Below are 17,941 nucleotides of genomic sequence, written 5' to 3'. Positions count from 1 at the left end.
AACAATACGCCACATAAATTATATTAATATTACATAAAATGACATAATTTAATTTTATCATGAAAAATTCTGATAAATCTCACACATCGATAAACCGAATGAATACCATCAGAAGCTACATTAGAAACCTCTAAATCCAGTCGCTAAACCTACCGCGTAGAAGCTGTGAAATGGATAAATACCAAAACAAATGGATAAATCCCCCTTACCCCTTGTAAATCATTGGCTTTCATTTATAAATTCAACTTTTGGGTGAACATCTCCATAACCTTTCATTAAAGCCCAAATTCTGCGATTAGTATCAACATCTTGAGATAAAATGGTGACATTTTGGTTATATTATTTAGATCGAACTCTTGTGTTGAATGAAAATCCCAGCCATCACATATCCATCACACAAATATAATAACTATCGCTTAGGAGTTGAGCTATGCACTGTTCTTTCAATATAAATAACAATAATGAGAGCTTGCAACTAATCTACAATGAAGAAAAAATATACATAAAAAGAGACAGTAATAAGATATCAGAGGAAACTCTTAATAGTAAAGAGAGTTTTGTTTTCAAATACCTTATTGAACACTCGTCAATATCAAACCCTCAATCTGCACGAGATATTGAAGAATCTTTTAAATTACACTTTGACGAAGAGTTTAGCTTATACGCGTTAAAAAATATTATTGCTTCTATAAGAAAGAAATATCGAAGCTTATGTAAGAAAGCGAAGGTAGATAATAATAGCGAACTTATCTCTAACCTTTATAAGGTAGGTTACTTTATCGATCTCGATAAAAGCTCAACCAACCGTATCGCACCTAAGTACGACATCAACCAGTTCAAGCCCAGCCAGTTCGAGATGTTGAAACTGATGTTCAACACCTATCATCGAGAGCTGATTAAGGCTCTGATAGCCGTGTTCACCATCTCTTCCTTTTTCCTATTCGTTGTCTACTTTTCCCAAATCCTTTATACGACGAAGATTGCGAATGAATACAGTGAGAACACCAAACACATTGCCGCAGAAGTCATGGACTACGGTTGCGATAGCCACGGGGCTGTGCACTCGCTAAGGCACTCGCTCAACCTTGATTCTGTCGTCATGACCACACCTTATGACTCCTGCTATATCTCTAAAACACGTTCTAAGATGATAGAGCTCAATCAATTAGACGACTTCTACGATAGTGCTGACTTTGCCTATTCACGCTTCATGGATACCGAGCACGACATTGAGATGGTTGCTCGAATATCTAAACGATCTATCGAAGCTCGATACAAGAACTCACTATTGCCTCTATTAGTCGATTCGATTTCCATCCAGAAGAATGGTTACCACATCTTAAACCTTGGCGAAGAGAGTAAATCTATCTATCAAACCTCCCTACCAACGGGTGCAACCATCACCTTCTACAGTGACGACATTGTTGCACTATGGATTGCGCTTTCTCTGATACTCGCCACCCTGCTTTATCGCTCCTATATTCTGGGTTTCGTGATCTACCTGTTTCGTTGGAAACACATCTCCTTTGAAGAAGAGCCGATCATCAACACCGAAGACAACTGCGTTCTCTACTACGAGTTGTTATCTCGTGTGCGTAACGTTGGCGTTTTAAGCTTCATCAACACCATGAGACGCACCAATTTACTCACCTTTCATACTATTTTACTCATCGAGACAGTCAGAAAAGCGAAGTTAAACAACAGCCATGAGATCTATGGTGTCAACGTGTGTCCGAGTGCTTTGGTAGGGTCGAACTTCGCAAGGCTCAGAGAGCATTTAGCCGCGATGGAAGCGAATGAGTTTGTCGTAGAGATTACTGAATATTCGAACATTGGCTATGGGTGTGAGGTTATCGATAACATTAAGGATATCAAAAAGCTTGGTATCACTATCGCTCTGGATGACTTTGGTACGGGCAATAACAACATCGAAATCATCAATGTTATCTCTCCGGCCTATCTAAAACTGGATCGTTGCTTTGTTAAGGATATCGAGTCAGGAGAGCATCATCAGGGTGTATTGCTCAATATCTCGGAGATTGGACGCCTATCAAATATCACAATGATTTATGAAGGTGTCGAGACGCGTAGGCAGCAATATATCTTGTGTCAGTTAGGCTACAACTTACATCAAGGTTACCTGTATAGCCGGCCTAATGACTCAAAGGAGCAATAGGCCCAGCCTAATAGAAATCTTGATCAGCAACCATTCCCTATTCAAATAATCATCGCTTATACAGCTGCTTGAGAGCCCACAAGGATGTAGGCTTCAAGTGCCCTCCCCACCAAACGTGCTTTATCTAAACATAAAAATACCCGATGCATTTTCATAAAATCCTTGCCAACTCGAATAAATAGGTTAGTGTTATACACATGTATATCACCATGCAGTTTTAATTATGACCGAATGGAAAGACGACCAGCCGATCTTTAGGCAGCTTGCCGCCAAGATCAGTGACCAAATTCTTCAGGGTGTTTGGCTAGAGCTACAAGCATTGCCCTCTGTGCGTGCGGTTGCCGCCGATCTCAAGATCAACCACCTTACTGTCATGAAAAGCTACCAGTTACTGGTGGATGAAGGCTTGGTAGAGAAAAAACGCGGCCAAGGCATGTATGTGGCCGAAGGGGCACTTCAAAAATTGAAAGAGTCTGCACACCAATCATTCATCAACACACAGATCCCAGCCATCGCTGAGACGCTAGGCATCATTGATATGAGTGTCGAAGAACTCGTGAAACAGCTAGCACAACATATAAAGGACAAGTCATGAGTACTTTACTTTCCGTGAAAAACGTAACCAAAACCTATTCAAATCAAGTGGGTGTCGAGAACATCAGCTTTGAGTTAAAACCGGGGCAAGTGCTTGGATTGCTGGGCCATAATGGCGCAGGGAAATCGACACTGATCAAATCACTGCTTGGTGGACACAGCTATCAAGGTGAGATAGAGGTTAATGGCTACCACCCTATCCACCAGCATGCAGAACTCATGCTGCACTTGTCGTACATCTCAGATGTTAACGTGTTACCCGAGTGGATGACCGTTAAGCAACTGCTTAGATACACCCAAGGTGTACACCCTAGCTTCAACAAGCAAAAAGCAGAACAGACGCTAAGCAGCACCAACATCAAGCTCTCTTCGACTATCAAGCAGCTTTCTAAGGGAATGAAGGTACAACTTCACCTTGCGATCATCATCGCGACTGACACCCAAGTGTTGATCTTAGATGAGCCTACACTTGGCCTAGATTTACTGTACCGCGATACTTTTTATCGCCATCTACTTGAGTGGTTCCACGACGGCGAACGCGCCATGATCATTGCAAGCCATGAGGTTTCAGAGATTGAACACTTATTAACGGATGTTCTGATTTTAAAACAAGGCCATTGTGTGCTGCAAAAGAGCATGGAAGACATCGAAAACGACTATTTCATTATCGAAGTCGCAAACAACCATTCAAGCGAGATACAGAAGCTCAACCCACTGACCTCACAATCCGGCCTAGGCACCACTAAGTGGTTATTGGAAGGCCAATACAAAGCGCAGGTTGAATCACTGGGTAACATCTATAACGTTGGTCTCGCAGATCTATTCCTCGCAACACAGACGGAGAAGGCATAATGCATCCAAGTTTTTACATGCTAGAAAAAGAACTCATCGAGCACAAAATTAACACTCGATTGCCTCTGTTTGTCGCGTTATGTGGTTTCTTACTGTTCGTTAGTCTGTTCTTCAATGGCGCAGCGCAGCATGAGTTTTTCTTCGAAATGCAAGTGAACGGTGACGTGAGCGACATCCACAGAGAGTTCGCACAAGACCTCAACTCAGTGATCTACTTTGGCGCGGGCCTTATTTCACTGATCCTATCAACGCTTTACATCCCTAAAACGCTGCGTAAAGAGCGCCAAGAAGGCAGTTCGATGTTTTGGAGAAGTATGCCGGTATCTAACGCAATGACTCACGGTGTGAAACTCGGCTTCGGTTTAGTGGTGATTCCGGCTATCTGTGCATTGTTAGTACTGTTCGCAGATTTTCTATTCTGGATATTGAACGTCTCAAGTGAACAACAACTGGCGCTATTGGTTGAACAACAATCTCTGTTTTATGTGCTGAGCAACTGGGTCGTGTTTTTTGGACGAATGATGTTAGTTGCACTGGTTTTATTGCCACTGGCAACCGTCACTCTAGCGATTTCGCAGCTGGTAAACTCTCCATTGCTTGTCATTTTCATCTCAAGCTATGCGATTAAGTTCCTCTCTGTCGCAGTGTTTGGGTTCTATGGCATCAATGACTTCCTATCTCTCATCGCGTCATTACCAATGAATGTACTCATAGCAAGCAACCCATTAAGTGCGATTGCAGAAGCGCCGATTTTATCTTTAGGTATTTACGCACTGATCGGTGTTGGTGGCTATCTACTGAGCCTAAAGCTAAATAGAACGGACGATGTGAGCTTAAAGACGCTGTTCCAACGTTAGAGTCTATCCTAAGCACGAGCCTTTATCGGGCAGTCACATCAGATATCAAAATCTAAATCAAAGCTTCTGAGAAATCGGGAGCTTTTTTATTATCAAGACGTTAACGAGTACAGGGATGCGATAACAAGGAACAAGGAACAAGGAACAAGGAACAAGCTTTAGTTTGGGGTAACAGGTTTAACAAACGAAGATAAACTTAGAGGAGGTATTAATGAGCTGACATTGAATTGCATTGTTGTTAATGCCTGCCAGCTCTTTGGGGATGATTTCGTTAGTCGCCGACCAGATGAAGGTCCTTGAGAGTGCTAATGAAATCAGTTTGTTGCGTTTTACATTTGATTAAGCTTTTCAGCTTTTAAAGCTCTACGATTAAAGCTTATTTCTTTGATGCTTCTTTTGACGTGTCTTTCCAGTATTGGATACGAACGCGATGAAGCTGTGCTCTTCTCATTTTTTTCATAAGGGATATTTCCTTTTCTTTAACTGCTCTTCATGAGCTATTTTTATTGCCAACCATTCGAATCTAACGGTGTTTGATGCCCAGTTCAATGATACAAATCACAAAATATATAGAGTTTTTAGTACCATTTACATCAAAGTATGACCTAGATATCAACTATAGCTCAATTCAATCCAATGAGCCGCTGTTCAAAATTAAGGTTAGTTCTCTCAGATGACAAATTCATTTCAGTATCAATACAGTTCAATGATACTAATTTAATAGACCGGACCAACGCTGATTTAGTTCCAGTGTCTTATCATTTGTTGATTACATCACCTTTAAAGTTACGGTGTAACTAAAAAATACATTCAATGTGAACTAATAATCGCCACATTAGCCTATACGTTACAACATCAAAATGGGATTATGTTTGTAACGGATAGAGCTTTTGATAGAAAAAAGCCGTAATGGACCAAATTAAATAGACGTAATTATGAGTAAAGTAATTCTGCAAGGGCATATTCTAGTGCCAGACAACGACCTAGAAGCAGTGACACATGCCTTGGTTGTGCACAAAGAACTGACACTAGAAGAACCTGGTTGTATTGTGTTTCGAGTCAGTCAAAGCACGCTTCAACCTAATCGCTTTGAAGTGTATGAAGAATTCACTAGCCGAGAAGCATTCGAAATGCACCAACAGCGAGTAAAAGCCTCTGAATGGGGTGAAATCTCCCAGAACGTGACACGTCATTACCAAGTCACTGATGTTCCGACATCATAATGATACATCCGCTAGCCAAACGCATCGTCACGTTGATCAAACAAGATCCCTTACGAATGAAGGTTTTAGACTGTGTCGCTCAGTTGGATTTGCCGCAGTGTTATGTCGCTGCGGGCTTTGTGAGAAACCTCGTTTGGGATCACCAGCATGGTTATGCCTCCCCGACTCCATTCAATGATATTGATGTGATCTACTTTGATCCCATTGATACCTCTTACGAATCGGATCTTAGATACGAGGCTCAGCTTAAACAACGGTTACCCGAACTGAATTGGCAAGTTCGCAATCAAGCCTACATGCACACTAGAAATGGGGATGAACCTTACCAAGGCTCATTGGATGCGATGAGTTATTGGCCAGAGAAAGAAACCGCCGTCGCCGTGAAACAAAGCCTCCATGGAAACATCGAGTGTATTTCTGCCTTTGGCTTAGAGAGTTTGTTTGATTTGCAAATCACACCCAATCCAAAGCGTAGCCGAGATATCTTTGATCAAAGAGTGCAATCCAAAGGTTGGCTAACCCAGTGGCCCAAGTTAACGATGAGTCACAGTTAACTAGCAGTCGAATTCAAACGCTAAAACCATTGACTAAAAGTCCAATCAGATCGAACATGCCCCACTTATTAGCTTATTAAGTTAGTAATTAACCAACTCATCAACCACGCGTGGCGACTAGCTGCTACGCTCTCTCGTCATACTGAGTAACGACCATGAACCAACAATACATGCTGCAAGCACTCGAAGCTTCGCGCCAAGCCTTACCTGATTGCCAACCAAACCCGCCAGTAGGCTGCGTTTTGGTGAAGAACGATAAGGTGGTGTCTGTTGGGTACACGCAAAAAGTCGGCGGAAACCACGCCGAGGTTGAAGCACTGAATAGTTATAACGACAAAACGGACGGAACAATGGAGGGGGTTACCGCTTACGTAACTTTAGAGCCATGTTCGTTTGTCGGCAGAACACCCGCTTGCGCCAATACATTGGTTAAAGCAGGTGTAAAACACGTGGTAGTAGCGATGCTAGACCCAGACCCTCGCAATAATGGTCGTGGTGTTGCGATCCTTGAATCGCACGGTGTGAAGGTAGATGTGGGGTTATGCCAAGCGCAAGTGAGTGCTTTTCTAACCCCATATCTTGGTAAATCTTAACTCTTAAACAGCCAACGCTAGCTCAATTTGACTCGATAAAGCGGATTGACTGGCTTACCGACAAAGTATGACCAAATATGATCGTAGACGGCATGTTGGTTGGGGAACGGCGCTAACGCTTTTGCTTCTTCTAAATTGCACCAACGGTACTCAGTATGCTCGTCATTCAGTTCAATCGCTTGGTTGGGTGGGCATAGCACCGCAAACACAGGGATTAGCTGAATCACATTCACGTGCGCCTCGTAAAACTGCTCCAAAAACTGCGCGTTATACAAAGCTTCCACTTTAATTTGGGTCTCTTCTTCAAACTCGCGCACGATAGCCTGCCAGCCTGTTTCACCTGCTTCAATGGAACCTGCGACATGGCACCAAAACTCGCCCTTCACACGCTTCATTAGTAGCATTTTCATTTGTCCGTCGATCTCTGAAATAGCGACACCAGATACAATCGAAGTATTGAGTGGAATCATAACGTTACCTTAGGTTGAACAAGAGGGCGGCAAGGCTACCACCCTTCGTTTGTGAAGTTACCTTCTATGATTAAAAACGAGAAGTTACTCATCAATTAATGAAGTTCAAACCATAACTCATGGGGTCCGTGTTAACCGTCTCGCTTAGCTATCCTGTAATAGAACCATTTCTTATTTGAGGCGTATTTCGATAAAGAGTAGAATCGCCGCCTTGTACTGTGTTTAAAGCCTTTAAACATACACAGTAGACTCACAACCATTTATCACCACGATATAAGTATTAATACGACTATGCACTCATCAAAACCAACGCACGACTCAGAAAACAGCCACACACCTGAGCATTGCTTCACTCGTTTTCAACAGCCGATCGAGTCATATTCGTTGCCTGAGCGTTTCACCTTCCCGTTCTATTATGAACCACACGCACTGTGTGAAATCGCCTCTCATCAGCTTCAACAATATCTAGAAACTCAAACCGACTGGCAGCATGACTTCGGACTTGATACTGACGCTGGTCGCGGCAAAATGTTTGGTGTGTTATTGGTGAAAAGCCCTGAAGGTGAATTGGGGTACTTCTCTGCTTTTTCAGGGAAAATCGCCGACCAAAACCTACTGCCTCACTTTGTACCGCCCGTGTTCGACATGCTCAGCAGCGACAGCTTTTTCCATCAAGACACAGCCGACATGATGGCTGTCAACGCTGAGTTTAAAGCGCTGCAAGCAAATACTGAATACCTTGAATTGTGCGAGCAACTGGCACAGCAAAAAGCGCAAGCCGAGCAAGAGATTGAAGCTCAACGTCTATTGATTATTGAAGGCCGAAAAACGCGTAAAGAACAACGTGAACAAGGTAAAGAAAACCTTGATGAGCAAGCTTTCGAACAGCTAAATAATGAGCTAAACAAAGCCAGTGTTGCCGACAAGAACCAGCAGAAGTACCTAAAACTTAACTGGGAACAGACCCTGCAAGTGTTGCAAGCTAAAGTTGATGTGTTCAACACTCAACTGGCTGAGCTAAAAGAGCAAAGAGCACACATTTCTCATCAGCTTCAACACAAGTTGTTTTCACAATACGCTTTCCAAAATGCGGAAGGAAACGTTGAAGACCTTAACCAAATCTTTGAAAACACGCCAAACAAGATACCACCAGCTGGCTCTGGTGAATGCGCTGCGCCTAAATTGCTGCAATACGCGTACTTACATGGTTACACGCCACTGGCATTGGCTGAATTTTGGTGGGGCCGCTCTCCAAAGTCGGAAATCCGCAAGCACAAGAAATACTACGCTTCTTGTCAGAGTAAATGTGTGCCGATTTTAGGCCATATGATGAAAGGCCTAGAAGTCGATCCAAACCCATTGCTAGAGAACCCAGCAGAAGGCAAAGAACTGGATATTCTGTTCCAAGATGAGCACATCGTGGTAGTACACAAGCCAGCAGGTTTTCTATCCGTGCCGGGTAAAACCATCAAAGATTCCGCCTACACACGTGTTCAAGAAATGCATCCCGATGTTGAAGGCCCATTTGTGATTCATCGCTTAGACATGGCGACCTCTGGCATTCTAATCTTCGCTCTCACACGACGTGCGAACAAGAGCTTACAGAAGCAGTTCATTACTCGTGAAGTCGAAAAGCGTTACGTGGCAATGATTGAAGGCGTTCTAACAGAAAATGAAGGCTATGTTCGACTACCATTACGTGGTGATTTGTATGACCGCCCTCGTCAAATTGTCTGCTTCGAACACGGCAAGCCAGCAGAAACCAAATGGGAAGTGATTGAGCGAAACGGGCAAACCACTAAGGTTTACCTGCATCCTAAAACAGGGCGTACACACCAGTTGCGTGTTCACTGTTCACACCAAGAAGGCCTTAACACGCCTATCGTCGGTGACGGCTTGTATGGCAATAAAGCCGACCGATTGCACTTACACGCAGAAAGACTTGCGCTGCACCACCCAGTCACCAAAGAGTGGATGGAATTCCAGTTCGACGCCGAATTCTAAAATCTCTCATTAGTACCGAGCTTTGATAAGGAGTCACAACCGCTTGTGGCTCCTACCTCTTTTGGGTATATATCCACGCTTATTGCACTACATCAATATTCACTTTGTTGTGAAGAGTAGCATGCCCACCTTCTTCTCTCCTTGAGGCCTTTGATATGTCATCAGCTGCTTTGAATTTACAACCTAACAAACTGACTTCCCAATTAATTGCAACTCAAGCACCAAGCTTGAAGCCAATTACATCCAAAAAGCCAGACTTAAACTCGGCAATGCTTAACTTAATTGAAGAAGTTAAAAACGAACTCCCACTTTACGAGTCAGAGACGTTTATCTGTGGTCCAAAAGGAAATTGCTCGGGTTGCTCTAAGAAACTACTTGAGATGGTCGACAGCGAGTTAATGTATTGGGAGCACAGTATTTCCATTGGCCAAGGTCCTAACTTCGAGGAACTGCGCCGCTTTGGTAAACTATGCAGCAGCGTTCGACGTGGTTTAGAGCGTAACGGTTTAGTCGAAAAACGCCCAAAGAAAAGATAACAAGCCAAGTCGATAATCATTACAATGTGTCGCTGGCGATTACAAGCTACCCTGATTGGGCTGGAAACCTATATTTACATGCTTATATTTCAGATCCGACCTTGCATTGAATTACCCATACAAAACGAGAGAAAAGTCACAATGTGGCGTTAATTTCGTATCAAAATAGCACACGGTAACCGATATTACCGCCACTTAATCACACGCCTATAGAACCAAGAATGTTTCGCTCCATTTTTACTTTTTTGATACTTATTTTTAGTACTTGCCAAATAACTTACGCTGAACCTTTAAGATTGCCAGGTAAACCGAATGACAAAAAACTGCACCTTACTTTGGTTCAAGAAATTGTTAATCGCTCGAGCCGATTCGATGAAATCGAGTTTGTCTATCAAGCAACAGGGGAACCTGCTCAATCAAGAGTTATGGCGGATTTAGAGTCGGGAGAGATTGACCTTTATTGGTCAGCGACCAGTCTCGACATGGAAAAACGCTTTGCTCCAATATTGTTCCCTATATATCGAGGAATGCTTGGTATGCGAATCGGATTAATTCATGAAAAAGATAAACAATTACTCGCAAACGTAAGATCTAAAGCGGATTTCACGCGCTTTAAAGTTTGTTCAGGGAAAACATGGCCAGACACATTCATTCTTGATGCCAATGGTATAAAAACCGCTAAATCGCTTAAATATCCAAATATTTTTGAGATGATGCTTGCTGGTAATCGGTGCCACTTGTTTGCTCGTGGTGTCATGGAACCATTTGCAGAAATGCAATCATACCCAGAACTACCTTTAGCTGTTGATAGTCATGTCATGCTCCGCTATCGCATGCCATATATGCTCTTTGTCCAAAAAGAAAACACAGAACTTCAGCAACACATCACAGAAGTGGTTGAAGAAATTTTCGCTGATGGCACCTATGAGAAACTCTTTTTCGAAGACTCCGAAGTAAGAATGGCGCTCTCACGGGCCAACCTTTCAGAGCGAACTATTATCGATCTTGAAAATCCATATCTGACCGAAGACACCCGCTCTATCCCAGAAAAATATTTCTTTGATCCGCTTGCCAACTGAGTACATTTTTATGAACCAAATAACAAAAAAAATGGTTTTACTGATCGCTGCAGTGATGCTTATTGTTGCTGCTATCGCTTTGCCAATCCAATTTATGATTAACCAATCAAACGTTACTGATAAATCTTCACAAGAAATCCAGCGTATAACCTCTGAATTAAGTGTGATATTGCAAGAACCTGTTTATGCATACGATAAGACACTGATACTTAATATCATTGAAGCGTATTCAAATAATGACGTAATCGCAAACATTCAAGTGCTCGATCAAAATAACAACATATTAGGTAGTGTTAATCCACGTGACATTGATGAATCCTCATCGATGGCTATTTCATGGGATTCATTGCCTATCGGTAAAGTTAATGTTGGTTTTAACCATGATGTGACGAATGCTAATTTAATGAACTCTATGCAACTTGCGATTAGTATTTTGCTTTGCATATTTATTGCTAGCCTGATTCTGATTTCCATAGTCCTCGATAGAAAAGTCGTCAGGCCCATCAAAAACATGGCTGATTCAATGAATGAAATTGCTTCTGGTGGAGGAGACCTCACTTCACGTGTTGCGGAAGTAGGCAATGATGAAGTCACATCACTTGCGAAAGCATTCAACCAATTCGTTGCTACTATTCAATCTATCATTCTCGAAACATCGAACACGACCAAACTGTTGGATAAGAGTGGCCACGGTATATCGCAACTACGTGATGAAATGAACCAACAAAGCCAACGACAATCTTTGTTAACTCAAGAAAGTTTGCACAGCATTGAGCAATTTGATTTAGCAACCAAAGAAATTGCTGTTCATACGGAAAATACGCTGTATCAATCAAATGATGCACTCGAGCTTTGTCAGCAAAGTGGTCACACAATCGATATCAATGAACGTAATATTGATGACTTGGTCGTAAGTCTGGAAAGTGCAGCGGAATGTGCGAATTCACTAAAAGTAAGCAGTGATGATATAGGTCGAGTGATTGTAGTCATCAAAGCGATTGCGGAACAAACTAATTTATTGGCATTGAATGCAGCTATTGAAGCGGCACGGGCCGGTGAGTCTGGCCGTGGTTTTGCGGTTGTTGCGGATGAAGTGCGCTCATTAGCGTCTAAAACCCATGATTCAACCAATGAAATTGAATCTATTATTGAACGCCTACAAAAAGAAGCAAACGAGTCATTTGTTGCAACACAGAGCTCGAAAGCTTTAGTGGAGCAAACAAAAACCAGCGCAGATGAAATACAGCAAGCACTATCGAGCATTATCTCTTCCGTAACGTCCATCAATGGCATGGTAGATTCTGTTGCATCCGCCTGCGAAGAGCAGTCAAACGTTAGTTCAAAAGTCGCAAATGACATGCAGTCTCTTGATAGTAGTGCAAAAGAACTAGTTAACGTGAATGACGATTTGGCAAACGTATCCAATGATATCTTGACGCAAACTACTGTCCTCTCCACTCAGATTGCTAAATTTAAGTTCTAAGTATACCCTCAAGCCAGCATAGGTACTTGCTGGCTTGAACCTTTCAACTCGATGTTAAACATTTAGAGGTCACAAATCCTTGCTGATTTTAGAGCTTTGAGATAACTAATCATACAAAACCTAAAGATACTATCACACCAATTAAAAACCTATTTTGGACAACGGAGAGCCACCTTGAAGAGACCACAACCAGTACTGGGAAAGACCGGTATGCTATTTTTTCTCGTCATAATAAGTGCTTTCCCTCCATTGACTATCGACCTTTACTTACCTGCGCTTCCGCAGATGGTCGAGGTGTTTAATACTGACCGATCCATGGTCAACCTAACCCTGAGCAGCTACTTCGTTACTTACGCCATCGGTCTTTTGTTCTGGGGGCCGCTCAGCGAGAAATTCGGTCGTAAGCCGATCCTATTAATTGGATTAGCGGGTTATATGGTCGCGAGCATATTGTGCGCGATGACCAATAGCATCGAACAGTTAATTGGTGCTCGTGTATTCCAAGCCTTTGCTGGTAGTGCTATCACCGTTATCGCTACCGCCATTGTCAAAGATCTTTATGATGGCAGAGAACGTGAAAAGATCATGGCGACTATCATGTCACTGGTGATCATCGCGCCAATGGTTGCGCCTGTATTTGGTGCCTTTCTACTGAAAATTGCGTCTTGGCGAATGATGTTCGTCACCCTTGCCATTTTTGGTGCATTTGCGTCAGTATTAGCTTGCTGCTATCGAGAAACGCTCGAAACCAAATACCAAGGTTCCATGTTCCGTTCATGGGGAAGAATGGGCGTGGTCATGAAAAACCGCTCGTTCCTCAAGCTACTGGTCATTTTCTCTATCATACCGATGGCGTTGATGGGCTTTCTTGCGGCGGGTTCTTATATCTACATCGATCACTTTGGATTGACCGAACAACAGTTTAGCTACGCGTTCGCATTCAATGCATTATGCGCCTCATTTGGTCCAACAATTTACATGAAGTTGTCCTACCGAATGCCGGTTCAAAAGGTCATCTCAGGATGTTTTGCTTTATTGGCGCTTGCGGGCATCTTCACCCTAACCATTGGCGACCTGTCCCCTTGGTTCTTTATGTTCATCGCTGCTCCAGCAACATTAATGGCGATCATCATGCGAGTACCGGGCACCAACTTAATGTTGAATCAACAAGATCATGACACGGGCTCTGCCGTCGCACTGATTCAGTTCTTCAGCATGATTTGTGGTTCGCTTGGTATGGTATTAGTTTCAATACGCCCAGAGTCACTGATTGAAAACCTAGGCTTTATTCAATTATCCATCGGTACGCTAGGCGGCCTGATGTGGTTAATGGTTAGAAACAAAGAGTTCGTGACTAATAAGCTGAATTAAAGCTCTCAAGCCTAATTGTCATTCACACTACAATAAACTTGAAAACCGCTATAACGAAATTAGAAACCGTCTACATAGGCGGTTTTCTTGTATTTGAAGACGTACATTGAATTTTCAAGCCATGAGTTTCACGCACAAAAAAGCTCCTATTAAGGAGCCTTCTTATCAGAGCCAGTGAGCACTCAGTTTGGTCAATTGTTACTAAGCTTGAGCCACTTGACGTGCTGGGTGTTTAATAAACACAGCGACTACAGCCACGATTGCAAGCGCGAAACAGTAGTAAGAGTTAGACACGATCTCTAGCGGCGATAGGTTAAACACAGAGCCTAATAGCAATACCTGAGCACCGTAAGGCAGTACGCCTTGAATCACACACGAGAAGATATCCAATAAGCTTGCAGAGCGGCGTGGAGATACATCGTTCTCTTCAGCTAATTGGCGAGCCACACTACCAGAAACAATGATTGCTACGGTGTTGTTTGCCGTACATAGGTTCACCATTGATACCAAGCCTGCAATGCCTAGCTCACTTGCGCGGCCATTCGCTTGCTTAGAGTGAGAAGAACCAAATGCACGAATCAAACCGCTCACTAAGTTAGTCAGAAATGCTAATCCACCTTGGCGACGCATCAGCTCACTCAAACCACCAATCAGCATCGACAGTAAGAAGATCTCTTGCATGTTGCCAAAGCCTGCGTAGATATCTTGAGCGTAATCCGTCATACCGTAGTTCTCAATAGAACCTAGGCTCACTCCACCCGCTAGCAAGATACCAATCGTCAACACAACGAACACATTCATGCCCGATACCGCAAGGATTAGGATAGTGATGTACGGAAGGACTTTCAGCCATTCAATTGGGCCTGTTTCAGGAACTTGAGTTGCTGTGCTGTTGAAAGCAAAGATAACAATCGCGATAAGTGCAGCAGGAAGTGCTATACGGATGTTCTCTTTAAACTTGTCTCTCATCTCACAGCCTTGAGAGCGAGTCGCGGCAATCGTGGTATCTGAGATGATAGAAAGGTTGTCACCAAACATAGCGCCACTTAGCACTACGCCAGCGGTTAGAGGAATACTCATACCAGCTGAGTCAGCAATGCCTAGTGCAACAGGAGCAACCGCAGCGATAGTACCCATAGAGGTGCCCATTGCTGTCGCAATGAACGCCGAAATAAGGAAGATGCCCGGTAGGATCATGCTCGTTGGGATAGCCGATAGACCAAGGTTTACCGTCGCGTCCACGCCACCAGAAGCTTTAGCCACAGCAGCAAAAGCACCCGCCAATAGGTAGATCATACACATTGCGATAATGTCTTTGTGACCCACGCCACCTAAGAACTGCTCAATCGCACGGTTCAATTTATCTTTGCTCAATAGCAACGCTAACATCACAGCAGGCAGAGCCGCAATCGGAGCTGGAAGTTGATAGAAAGCAAAATCGACGCCTTGTAGCGACAGGTATGTACCCACGCCAATAAACAGCGCAAGGAAAACGATCAGAGGGATAAGCGCCACTGCAGAAGGGGCAATTACCGCGTTAGAATTTTTTGAATTGGACATGGAACGACAACACAATAGAACAGGAAGGTGAGCAGACTAATGTCACACTTAGAACTTGTCAACGTCTAGACGTCTAAACGCCTAATTTAATGCAAAGTAATAAGAACCCTATTGAGCATCACGTAATAAAAAAGGCTATTTACTCATCAGTAAACAGCCTTTCGATAACAGATAGTGCGCCGCTAGAAGTTAGCGTTTCTGCTTGAACGTTACTTGGTATTCGCCAATGCCTTCGTAGTGGAAGGTCGTTGGCTTATCGAATTCCATTTCCACGATACCGCAGTAAGAGCCCGTGATAATAGCTTCACCCGCTTGGAAATCGACACCACGACGCGTCATGTAGTTAATCAGCCAGTAAATTGGGCTTGGTGGCAGTGTATTCGGGTGCTTACCGTCGAATGCTTGAACTTGCTCGCCTTGAGTCACTTCAATACTGATCTCTGCAGAAGTGAACGCTTTTTCGCGATCAATCTCAGGGCCAATGAATAAGCCTTGGTTTACTAGGCCATCGGCCAGTTTTTCATAGAACTCAGCGCCGCTGTCATCCGCAAAACGAGATTGCATTAACTCAAGTGCCATGTGACAAGAACCAATCGCTTCGTTGATTTGCTCTTCGCTGTAGCCTTCTTGGTTTGCAGGCAGACTCTTAGCAAGAGTAAATGCAATTTCAGGCTCAACACGCACTACATCGTTGTCTGCAAACAGTTCACAAACTTCGCCTTGTTGAACGCTGCCCGAGAAGATTGGCGCAACAACAAACTTGTCTTCAGCCAGAGGAAGTAAGCACTTCCAACCGCCGACTTTATCGCTTTTCAAATCGATCATTGAAGATTGGATCTTTAGCGCATCTTCCAAGTTATTCGGACGGTACTGTTCGTCCAATCTTGGTGCTTTGGTGCCAGCAACGCGACGACTCAACAGTTCTTCAGCTGCTTGTTTAAATACATTTGTCATATAATACCACCTTTAGTTTTATGACCAGTATAATATCGGATTTCTTAAAGCTTGAATAGACAATTCAACAACGGTGCTACACCGAAAATTCAGCCATCAATTTTCGCATATTCTAGACGCAAACAACTGAAATTATTTTGATTTAAAGACAACAAAAGCCAGTAAGTTCGTTACTGGCTTTTCGATGTGTTGCTGATGGTTAGGCTTTACTGCCCTTTCAAGGTCTTCTTAAGGTTTTGCATGAAGTCTCTGAAGTGAGGCATAAAATTAACAAACAGAGGATGCTTTCTATCTTGCATCATCAATGGGCCGAGTAAGCGGATACTCACGCCTAGTCGTGCTGCTGATTGCTCATCTAAGCCGCTGTCTTGTTTGATCTTCTCAACAATCGCGAACATGTTTTCTCTGTCTTCAATTTCAAACTGCATGGTTTGAAGTTCGCGGTCTTCTTTAACGCTCACTTCTTCAATAGTGATGCGGTAGTTATTGTGTTTGCCTGTAAATGCTTTCATGTGGATCTCCTACAATGCTGTGAAATGTTTTGGCTAGCTCTTCATGAATCGTTCTAGCTTAGGTTTAACCGTCATCGACATTACGACCATGATCGTAAGGCCAACAGGAAGCGCGGCAATAAATCCATTAAACCATCCACTGGTAAACGCCGATGTATCCGAAAATCCAATGTTATTTGCCGCTGTTACAAATGCCATCATGGACTCCATTATGAATGCCATGATCAGTCCTACGATCAGGTTGCGAACTTTCTCGCTATAAGTTGTGAACACTCTAGCAACGGCTTTGGTGACTAAAGCCATCATCACCGTGCCCATTGGCATCATGATCACGACAACAAGGGCTAACGAAGAAAGCCAGTTGCCAATAAATTCCTCGCCGAATCCGACATTCATGTAAGTCATCACAGCCGTTAAACTGCCGCCAATCGTCAGCATTAAGCTCATCATGACCAAAACTTTGTATAAAACCGGTGTGCCTTTTTGCTCAGGAAGAGTTGGCGTTAGAGTTGCTTGAATCGTCATATCTATTTCCTGTCTTGAATTTACGAACAATTAAGTTGATAATGTCAACTATAAATACAGTAGTTGATAATGTCAACTATATTTCTAAGGATCGTTTATGTCTGATAACACATCGCTAGAATCAATCTTTCGTCTAGTGCACTCTTTGAAACGTCAAATGAGCGAACAGATTGAGAGCTTAGACTCAGAGATCGCACCTATGAACATTCGTGTCATGAAGATCATTACTAAGAAGTCTCCATGTACCGCTATCGATATCGCACACTTCCTAGATCGTGATAAAGCACAGGTCACTCGGCTCATTAATGCCTTGATCAATCAGGAACTTGTGAAGAAGTCTCCGAACCCGGAAGACAAGCGCAGCCAGTTATTGGTTCTGACTGATAAGGGTCAAGAGATCATGAGTAAGGTCTCGGATATCGATAGAGACATGCTGAAGAGAATGACCAAAGGCATGGCCGAAGACGAGTTAGAACAATTCAGAAAAATTGCGAAGAAAATGGCGCAGAACTTAGAAAGCTGATCTTAAAAATAAAACTAAAATACGCCACCGAATCGTAAGATCGGTGGCGTTTCGTGTATAAGTTGGGTTGTACAG

Annotated in this window: 18 protein-coding genes; 13 read left to right on the top strand and 5 right to left on the bottom strand. The window is 43.1% G+C overall.

What is annotated here, in order from left to right:
* Positions 1-430 precede the first annotated feature (430 nt).
* The 7 genes from AB4375_RS08435 (at position 431) to AB4375_RS08405 (ending at position 6,849) form a co-directional block, all read left to right on the top strand.
* Positions 431-2,176, top strand: coding sequence for an EAL domain-containing protein (locus AB4375_RS08435; RefSeq protein WP_372051322.1), 1,746 nt, complete (start codon positions 431-433; stop codon positions 2,174-2,176).
* 223 nt (positions 2,177-2,399) lie between these two features.
* Positions 2,400-2,771: a GntR family transcriptional regulator gene (locus AB4375_RS08430; RefSeq protein WP_102331995.1), complete on the top strand. Its 372-nt coding sequence runs from the start codon at positions 2,400-2,402 to the stop codon at positions 2,769-2,771.
* Positions 2,768-3,622 (top strand): ABC transporter ATP-binding protein, encoded by an 855-nt coding sequence (locus AB4375_RS08425; RefSeq protein WP_017060586.1) that lies wholly within the window; start codon positions 2,768-2,770, stop codon positions 3,620-3,622. Before AB4375_RS08430 ends, AB4375_RS08425 begins: the two co-directional genes overlap by 4 nt.
* On the top strand, positions 3,622-4,479 hold the full coding sequence (locus AB4375_RS08420) for a hypothetical protein (protein ID WP_017060585.1): 858 nt from the start codon (positions 3,622-3,624) through the stop codon (positions 4,477-4,479). Before AB4375_RS08425 ends, AB4375_RS08420 begins: the two co-directional genes overlap by 1 nt.
* 935 nt (positions 4,480-5,414) lie before the next feature.
* Complete coding sequence (locus AB4375_RS08415; RefSeq protein WP_017060584.1) at positions 5,415-5,702, top strand: putative quinol monooxygenase; 288 nt, start codon at positions 5,415-5,417, stop codon at positions 5,700-5,702.
* The gene (locus AB4375_RS08410; RefSeq protein WP_108207690.1) at positions 5,702-6,256 is read left to right on the top strand and encodes a nucleotidyltransferase family protein; all 555 of its coding nucleotides are present in this window, start codon (positions 5,702-5,704) and stop codon (positions 6,254-6,256) included. The genes AB4375_RS08415 and AB4375_RS08410 overlap by 1 nt, the downstream gene beginning before the upstream one ends.
* Positions 6,257-6,411: 155 nt before the next feature.
* Entirely contained in the window at positions 6,412-6,849 is a 438-nt protein-coding gene (locus tag AB4375_RS08405; protein WP_108099750.1) for a bifunctional diaminohydroxyphosphoribosylaminopyrimidine deaminase/5-amino-6-(5-phosphoribosylamino)uracil reductase RibD, read from the top strand.
* A gap of 17 nt (positions 6,850-6,866) precedes the next feature.
* Here AB4375_RS08405 and AB4375_RS08400 read toward each other — a convergent pair whose 3' ends face one another.
* Positions 6,867-7,319 carry an NUDIX pyrophosphatase gene (locus tag AB4375_RS08400; protein ID WP_017069219.1) on the bottom strand — a complete coding sequence of 151 codons (453 nt, stop codon included), beginning with the start codon at positions 7,317-7,319 and terminating at the stop codon, positions 6,867-6,869.
* 291 nt (positions 7,320-7,610) lie between these two features.
* Between AB4375_RS08400 and AB4375_RS08395 the strand changes: the two genes are divergently transcribed.
* The 5 genes from AB4375_RS08395 to AB4375_RS08375 all read left to right on the top strand — a co-directional run bounded on the left by AB4375_RS08395 (position 7,611) and on the right by AB4375_RS08375 (position 13,792).
* Complete coding sequence (locus AB4375_RS08395) at positions 7,611-9,323, top strand: pseudouridine synthase (RefSeq protein ID WP_372051321.1); 1,713 nt, start codon at positions 7,611-7,613, stop codon at positions 9,321-9,323.
* 155 nt (positions 9,324-9,478) lie between these two features.
* Positions 9,479-9,859, top strand: coding sequence for a hypothetical protein (locus AB4375_RS08390; RefSeq protein WP_372051320.1), 381 nt, complete (start codon positions 9,479-9,481; stop codon positions 9,857-9,859).
* A gap of 221 nt (positions 9,860-10,080) precedes the next feature.
* Positions 10,081-10,938, top strand: a complete 858-nt coding sequence (locus AB4375_RS08385) for an ABC transporter substrate-binding protein (protein WP_017066686.1) — start codon at positions 10,081-10,083, stop codon at positions 10,936-10,938.
* Positions 10,919-12,421, top strand: a complete 1,503-nt coding sequence (locus AB4375_RS08380) for a methyl-accepting chemotaxis protein (protein ID WP_240698620.1) — start codon at positions 10,919-10,921, stop codon at positions 12,419-12,421. Before AB4375_RS08385 ends, AB4375_RS08380 begins: the two co-directional genes overlap by 20 nt.
* A gap of 210 nt (positions 12,422-12,631) precedes the next feature.
* On the top strand, positions 12,632-13,792 hold the full coding sequence (locus AB4375_RS08375) for a multidrug effflux MFS transporter (RefSeq protein WP_050633202.1): 1,161 nt from the start codon (positions 12,632-12,634) through the stop codon (positions 13,790-13,792).
* Positions 13,793-13,993: 201 nt separating this feature from the next.
* Here the strand turns inward: AB4375_RS08375 and AB4375_RS08370 are convergent, their stop codons facing one another.
* From AB4375_RS08370 to AB4375_RS08355, 4 genes are all read right to left on the bottom strand, one after another.
* Positions 13,994-15,352, bottom strand: a complete 1,359-nt coding sequence (locus tag AB4375_RS08370) for a Na+/H+ antiporter NhaC family protein (protein ID WP_017069214.1) — start codon at positions 15,350-15,352, stop codon at positions 13,994-13,996.
* Positions 15,353-15,541: 189 nt separating this feature from the next.
* The gene (locus AB4375_RS08365) at positions 15,542-16,306 is read right to left on the bottom strand and encodes a hydratase (protein WP_017069213.1); all 765 of its coding nucleotides are present in this window, start codon (positions 16,304-16,306) and stop codon (positions 15,542-15,544) included.
* Positions 16,307-16,512: 206 nt separating this feature from the next.
* Positions 16,513-16,818: a DUF3861 domain-containing protein gene (locus AB4375_RS08360; RefSeq protein ID WP_017069212.1), complete on the bottom strand. Its 306-nt coding sequence runs from the start codon at positions 16,816-16,818 to the stop codon at positions 16,513-16,515.
* Between the two features lie 33 nt (positions 16,819-16,851).
* Entirely contained in the window at positions 16,852-17,343 is a 492-nt protein-coding gene (locus AB4375_RS08355) for a DUF2798 domain-containing protein (protein WP_017069211.1), read from the bottom strand.
* Positions 17,344-17,440: 97 nt separating this feature from the next.
* Between AB4375_RS08355 and AB4375_RS08350 the strand changes: the two genes are divergently transcribed.
* On the top strand, positions 17,441-17,866 hold the full coding sequence (locus tag AB4375_RS08350) for a MarR family winged helix-turn-helix transcriptional regulator (RefSeq protein ID WP_017060573.1): 426 nt from the start codon (positions 17,441-17,443) through the stop codon (positions 17,864-17,866).
* The last annotated feature ends 75 nt before the right edge of the window (positions 17,867-17,941 follow it).

It is taken from the genome of Vibrio sp. 10N.261.51.C6, from assembly GCF_041471785.1.
Lineage (GTDB): Bacteria > Pseudomonadota > Gammaproteobacteria > Enterobacterales > Vibrionaceae > Vibrio > Vibrio crassostreae_C.
The sequence above is the reverse complement of the archived record's forward strand: the minus strand, read 5'-3'. Positions and strand labels throughout refer to the sequence as shown.

Coding starts and splice junctions, on each gene's coding strand:
- AB4375_RS08435 (WP_372051322.1), top strand. CDS start 431: ATGCACTGTTCTTTCAATATAAATAACAATAATGAGAGCTTGCAACTA.
- AB4375_RS08430 (WP_102331995.1), top strand. CDS start 2,400: ATGACCGAATGGAAAGACGACCAGCCGATCTTTAGGCAGCTTGCCGCC.
- AB4375_RS08425 (WP_017060586.1), top strand. CDS start 2,768: ATGAGTACTTTACTTTCCGTGAAAAACGTAACCAAAACCTATTCAAAT.
- AB4375_RS08420 (WP_017060585.1), top strand. CDS start 3,622: ATGCATCCAAGTTTTTACATGCTAGAAAAAGAACTCATCGAGCACAAA.
- AB4375_RS08415 (WP_017060584.1), top strand. CDS start 5,415: ATGAGTAAAGTAATTCTGCAAGGGCATATTCTAGTGCCAGACAACGAC.
- AB4375_RS08410 (WP_108207690.1), top strand. CDS start 5,702: ATGATACATCCGCTAGCCAAACGCATCGTCACGTTGATCAAACAAGAT.
- AB4375_RS08405 (WP_108099750.1), top strand. CDS start 6,412: ATGAACCAACAATACATGCTGCAAGCACTCGAAGCTTCGCGCCAAGCC.
- AB4375_RS08400 (WP_017069219.1), bottom strand. CDS start 7,319: ATGATTCCACTCAATACTTCGATTGTATCTGGTGTCGCTATTTCAGAG.
- AB4375_RS08395 (WP_372051321.1), top strand. CDS start 7,611: ATGCACTCATCAAAACCAACGCACGACTCAGAAAACAGCCACACACCT.
- AB4375_RS08390 (WP_372051320.1), top strand. CDS start 9,479: ATGTCATCAGCTGCTTTGAATTTACAACCTAACAAACTGACTTCCCAA.
- AB4375_RS08385 (WP_017066686.1), top strand. CDS start 10,081: ATGTTTCGCTCCATTTTTACTTTTTTGATACTTATTTTTAGTACTTGC.
- AB4375_RS08375 (WP_050633202.1), top strand. CDS start 12,632: ATGCTATTTTTTCTCGTCATAATAAGTGCTTTCCCTCCATTGACTATC.
- AB4375_RS08370 (WP_017069214.1), bottom strand. CDS start 15,352: ATGTCCAATTCAAAAAATTCTAACGCGGTAATTGCCCCTTCTGCAGTG.
- AB4375_RS08365 (WP_017069213.1), bottom strand. CDS start 16,306: ATGACAAATGTATTTAAACAAGCAGCTGAAGAACTGTTGAGTCGTCGC.
- AB4375_RS08360 (WP_017069212.1), bottom strand. CDS start 16,818: ATGAAAGCATTTACAGGCAAACACAATAACTACCGCATCACTATTGAA.
- AB4375_RS08355 (WP_017069211.1), bottom strand. CDS start 17,343: ATGACGATTCAAGCAACTCTAACGCCAACTCTTCCTGAGCAAAAAGGC.
- AB4375_RS08350 (WP_017060573.1), top strand. CDS start 17,441: ATGTCTGATAACACATCGCTAGAATCAATCTTTCGTCTAGTGCACTCT.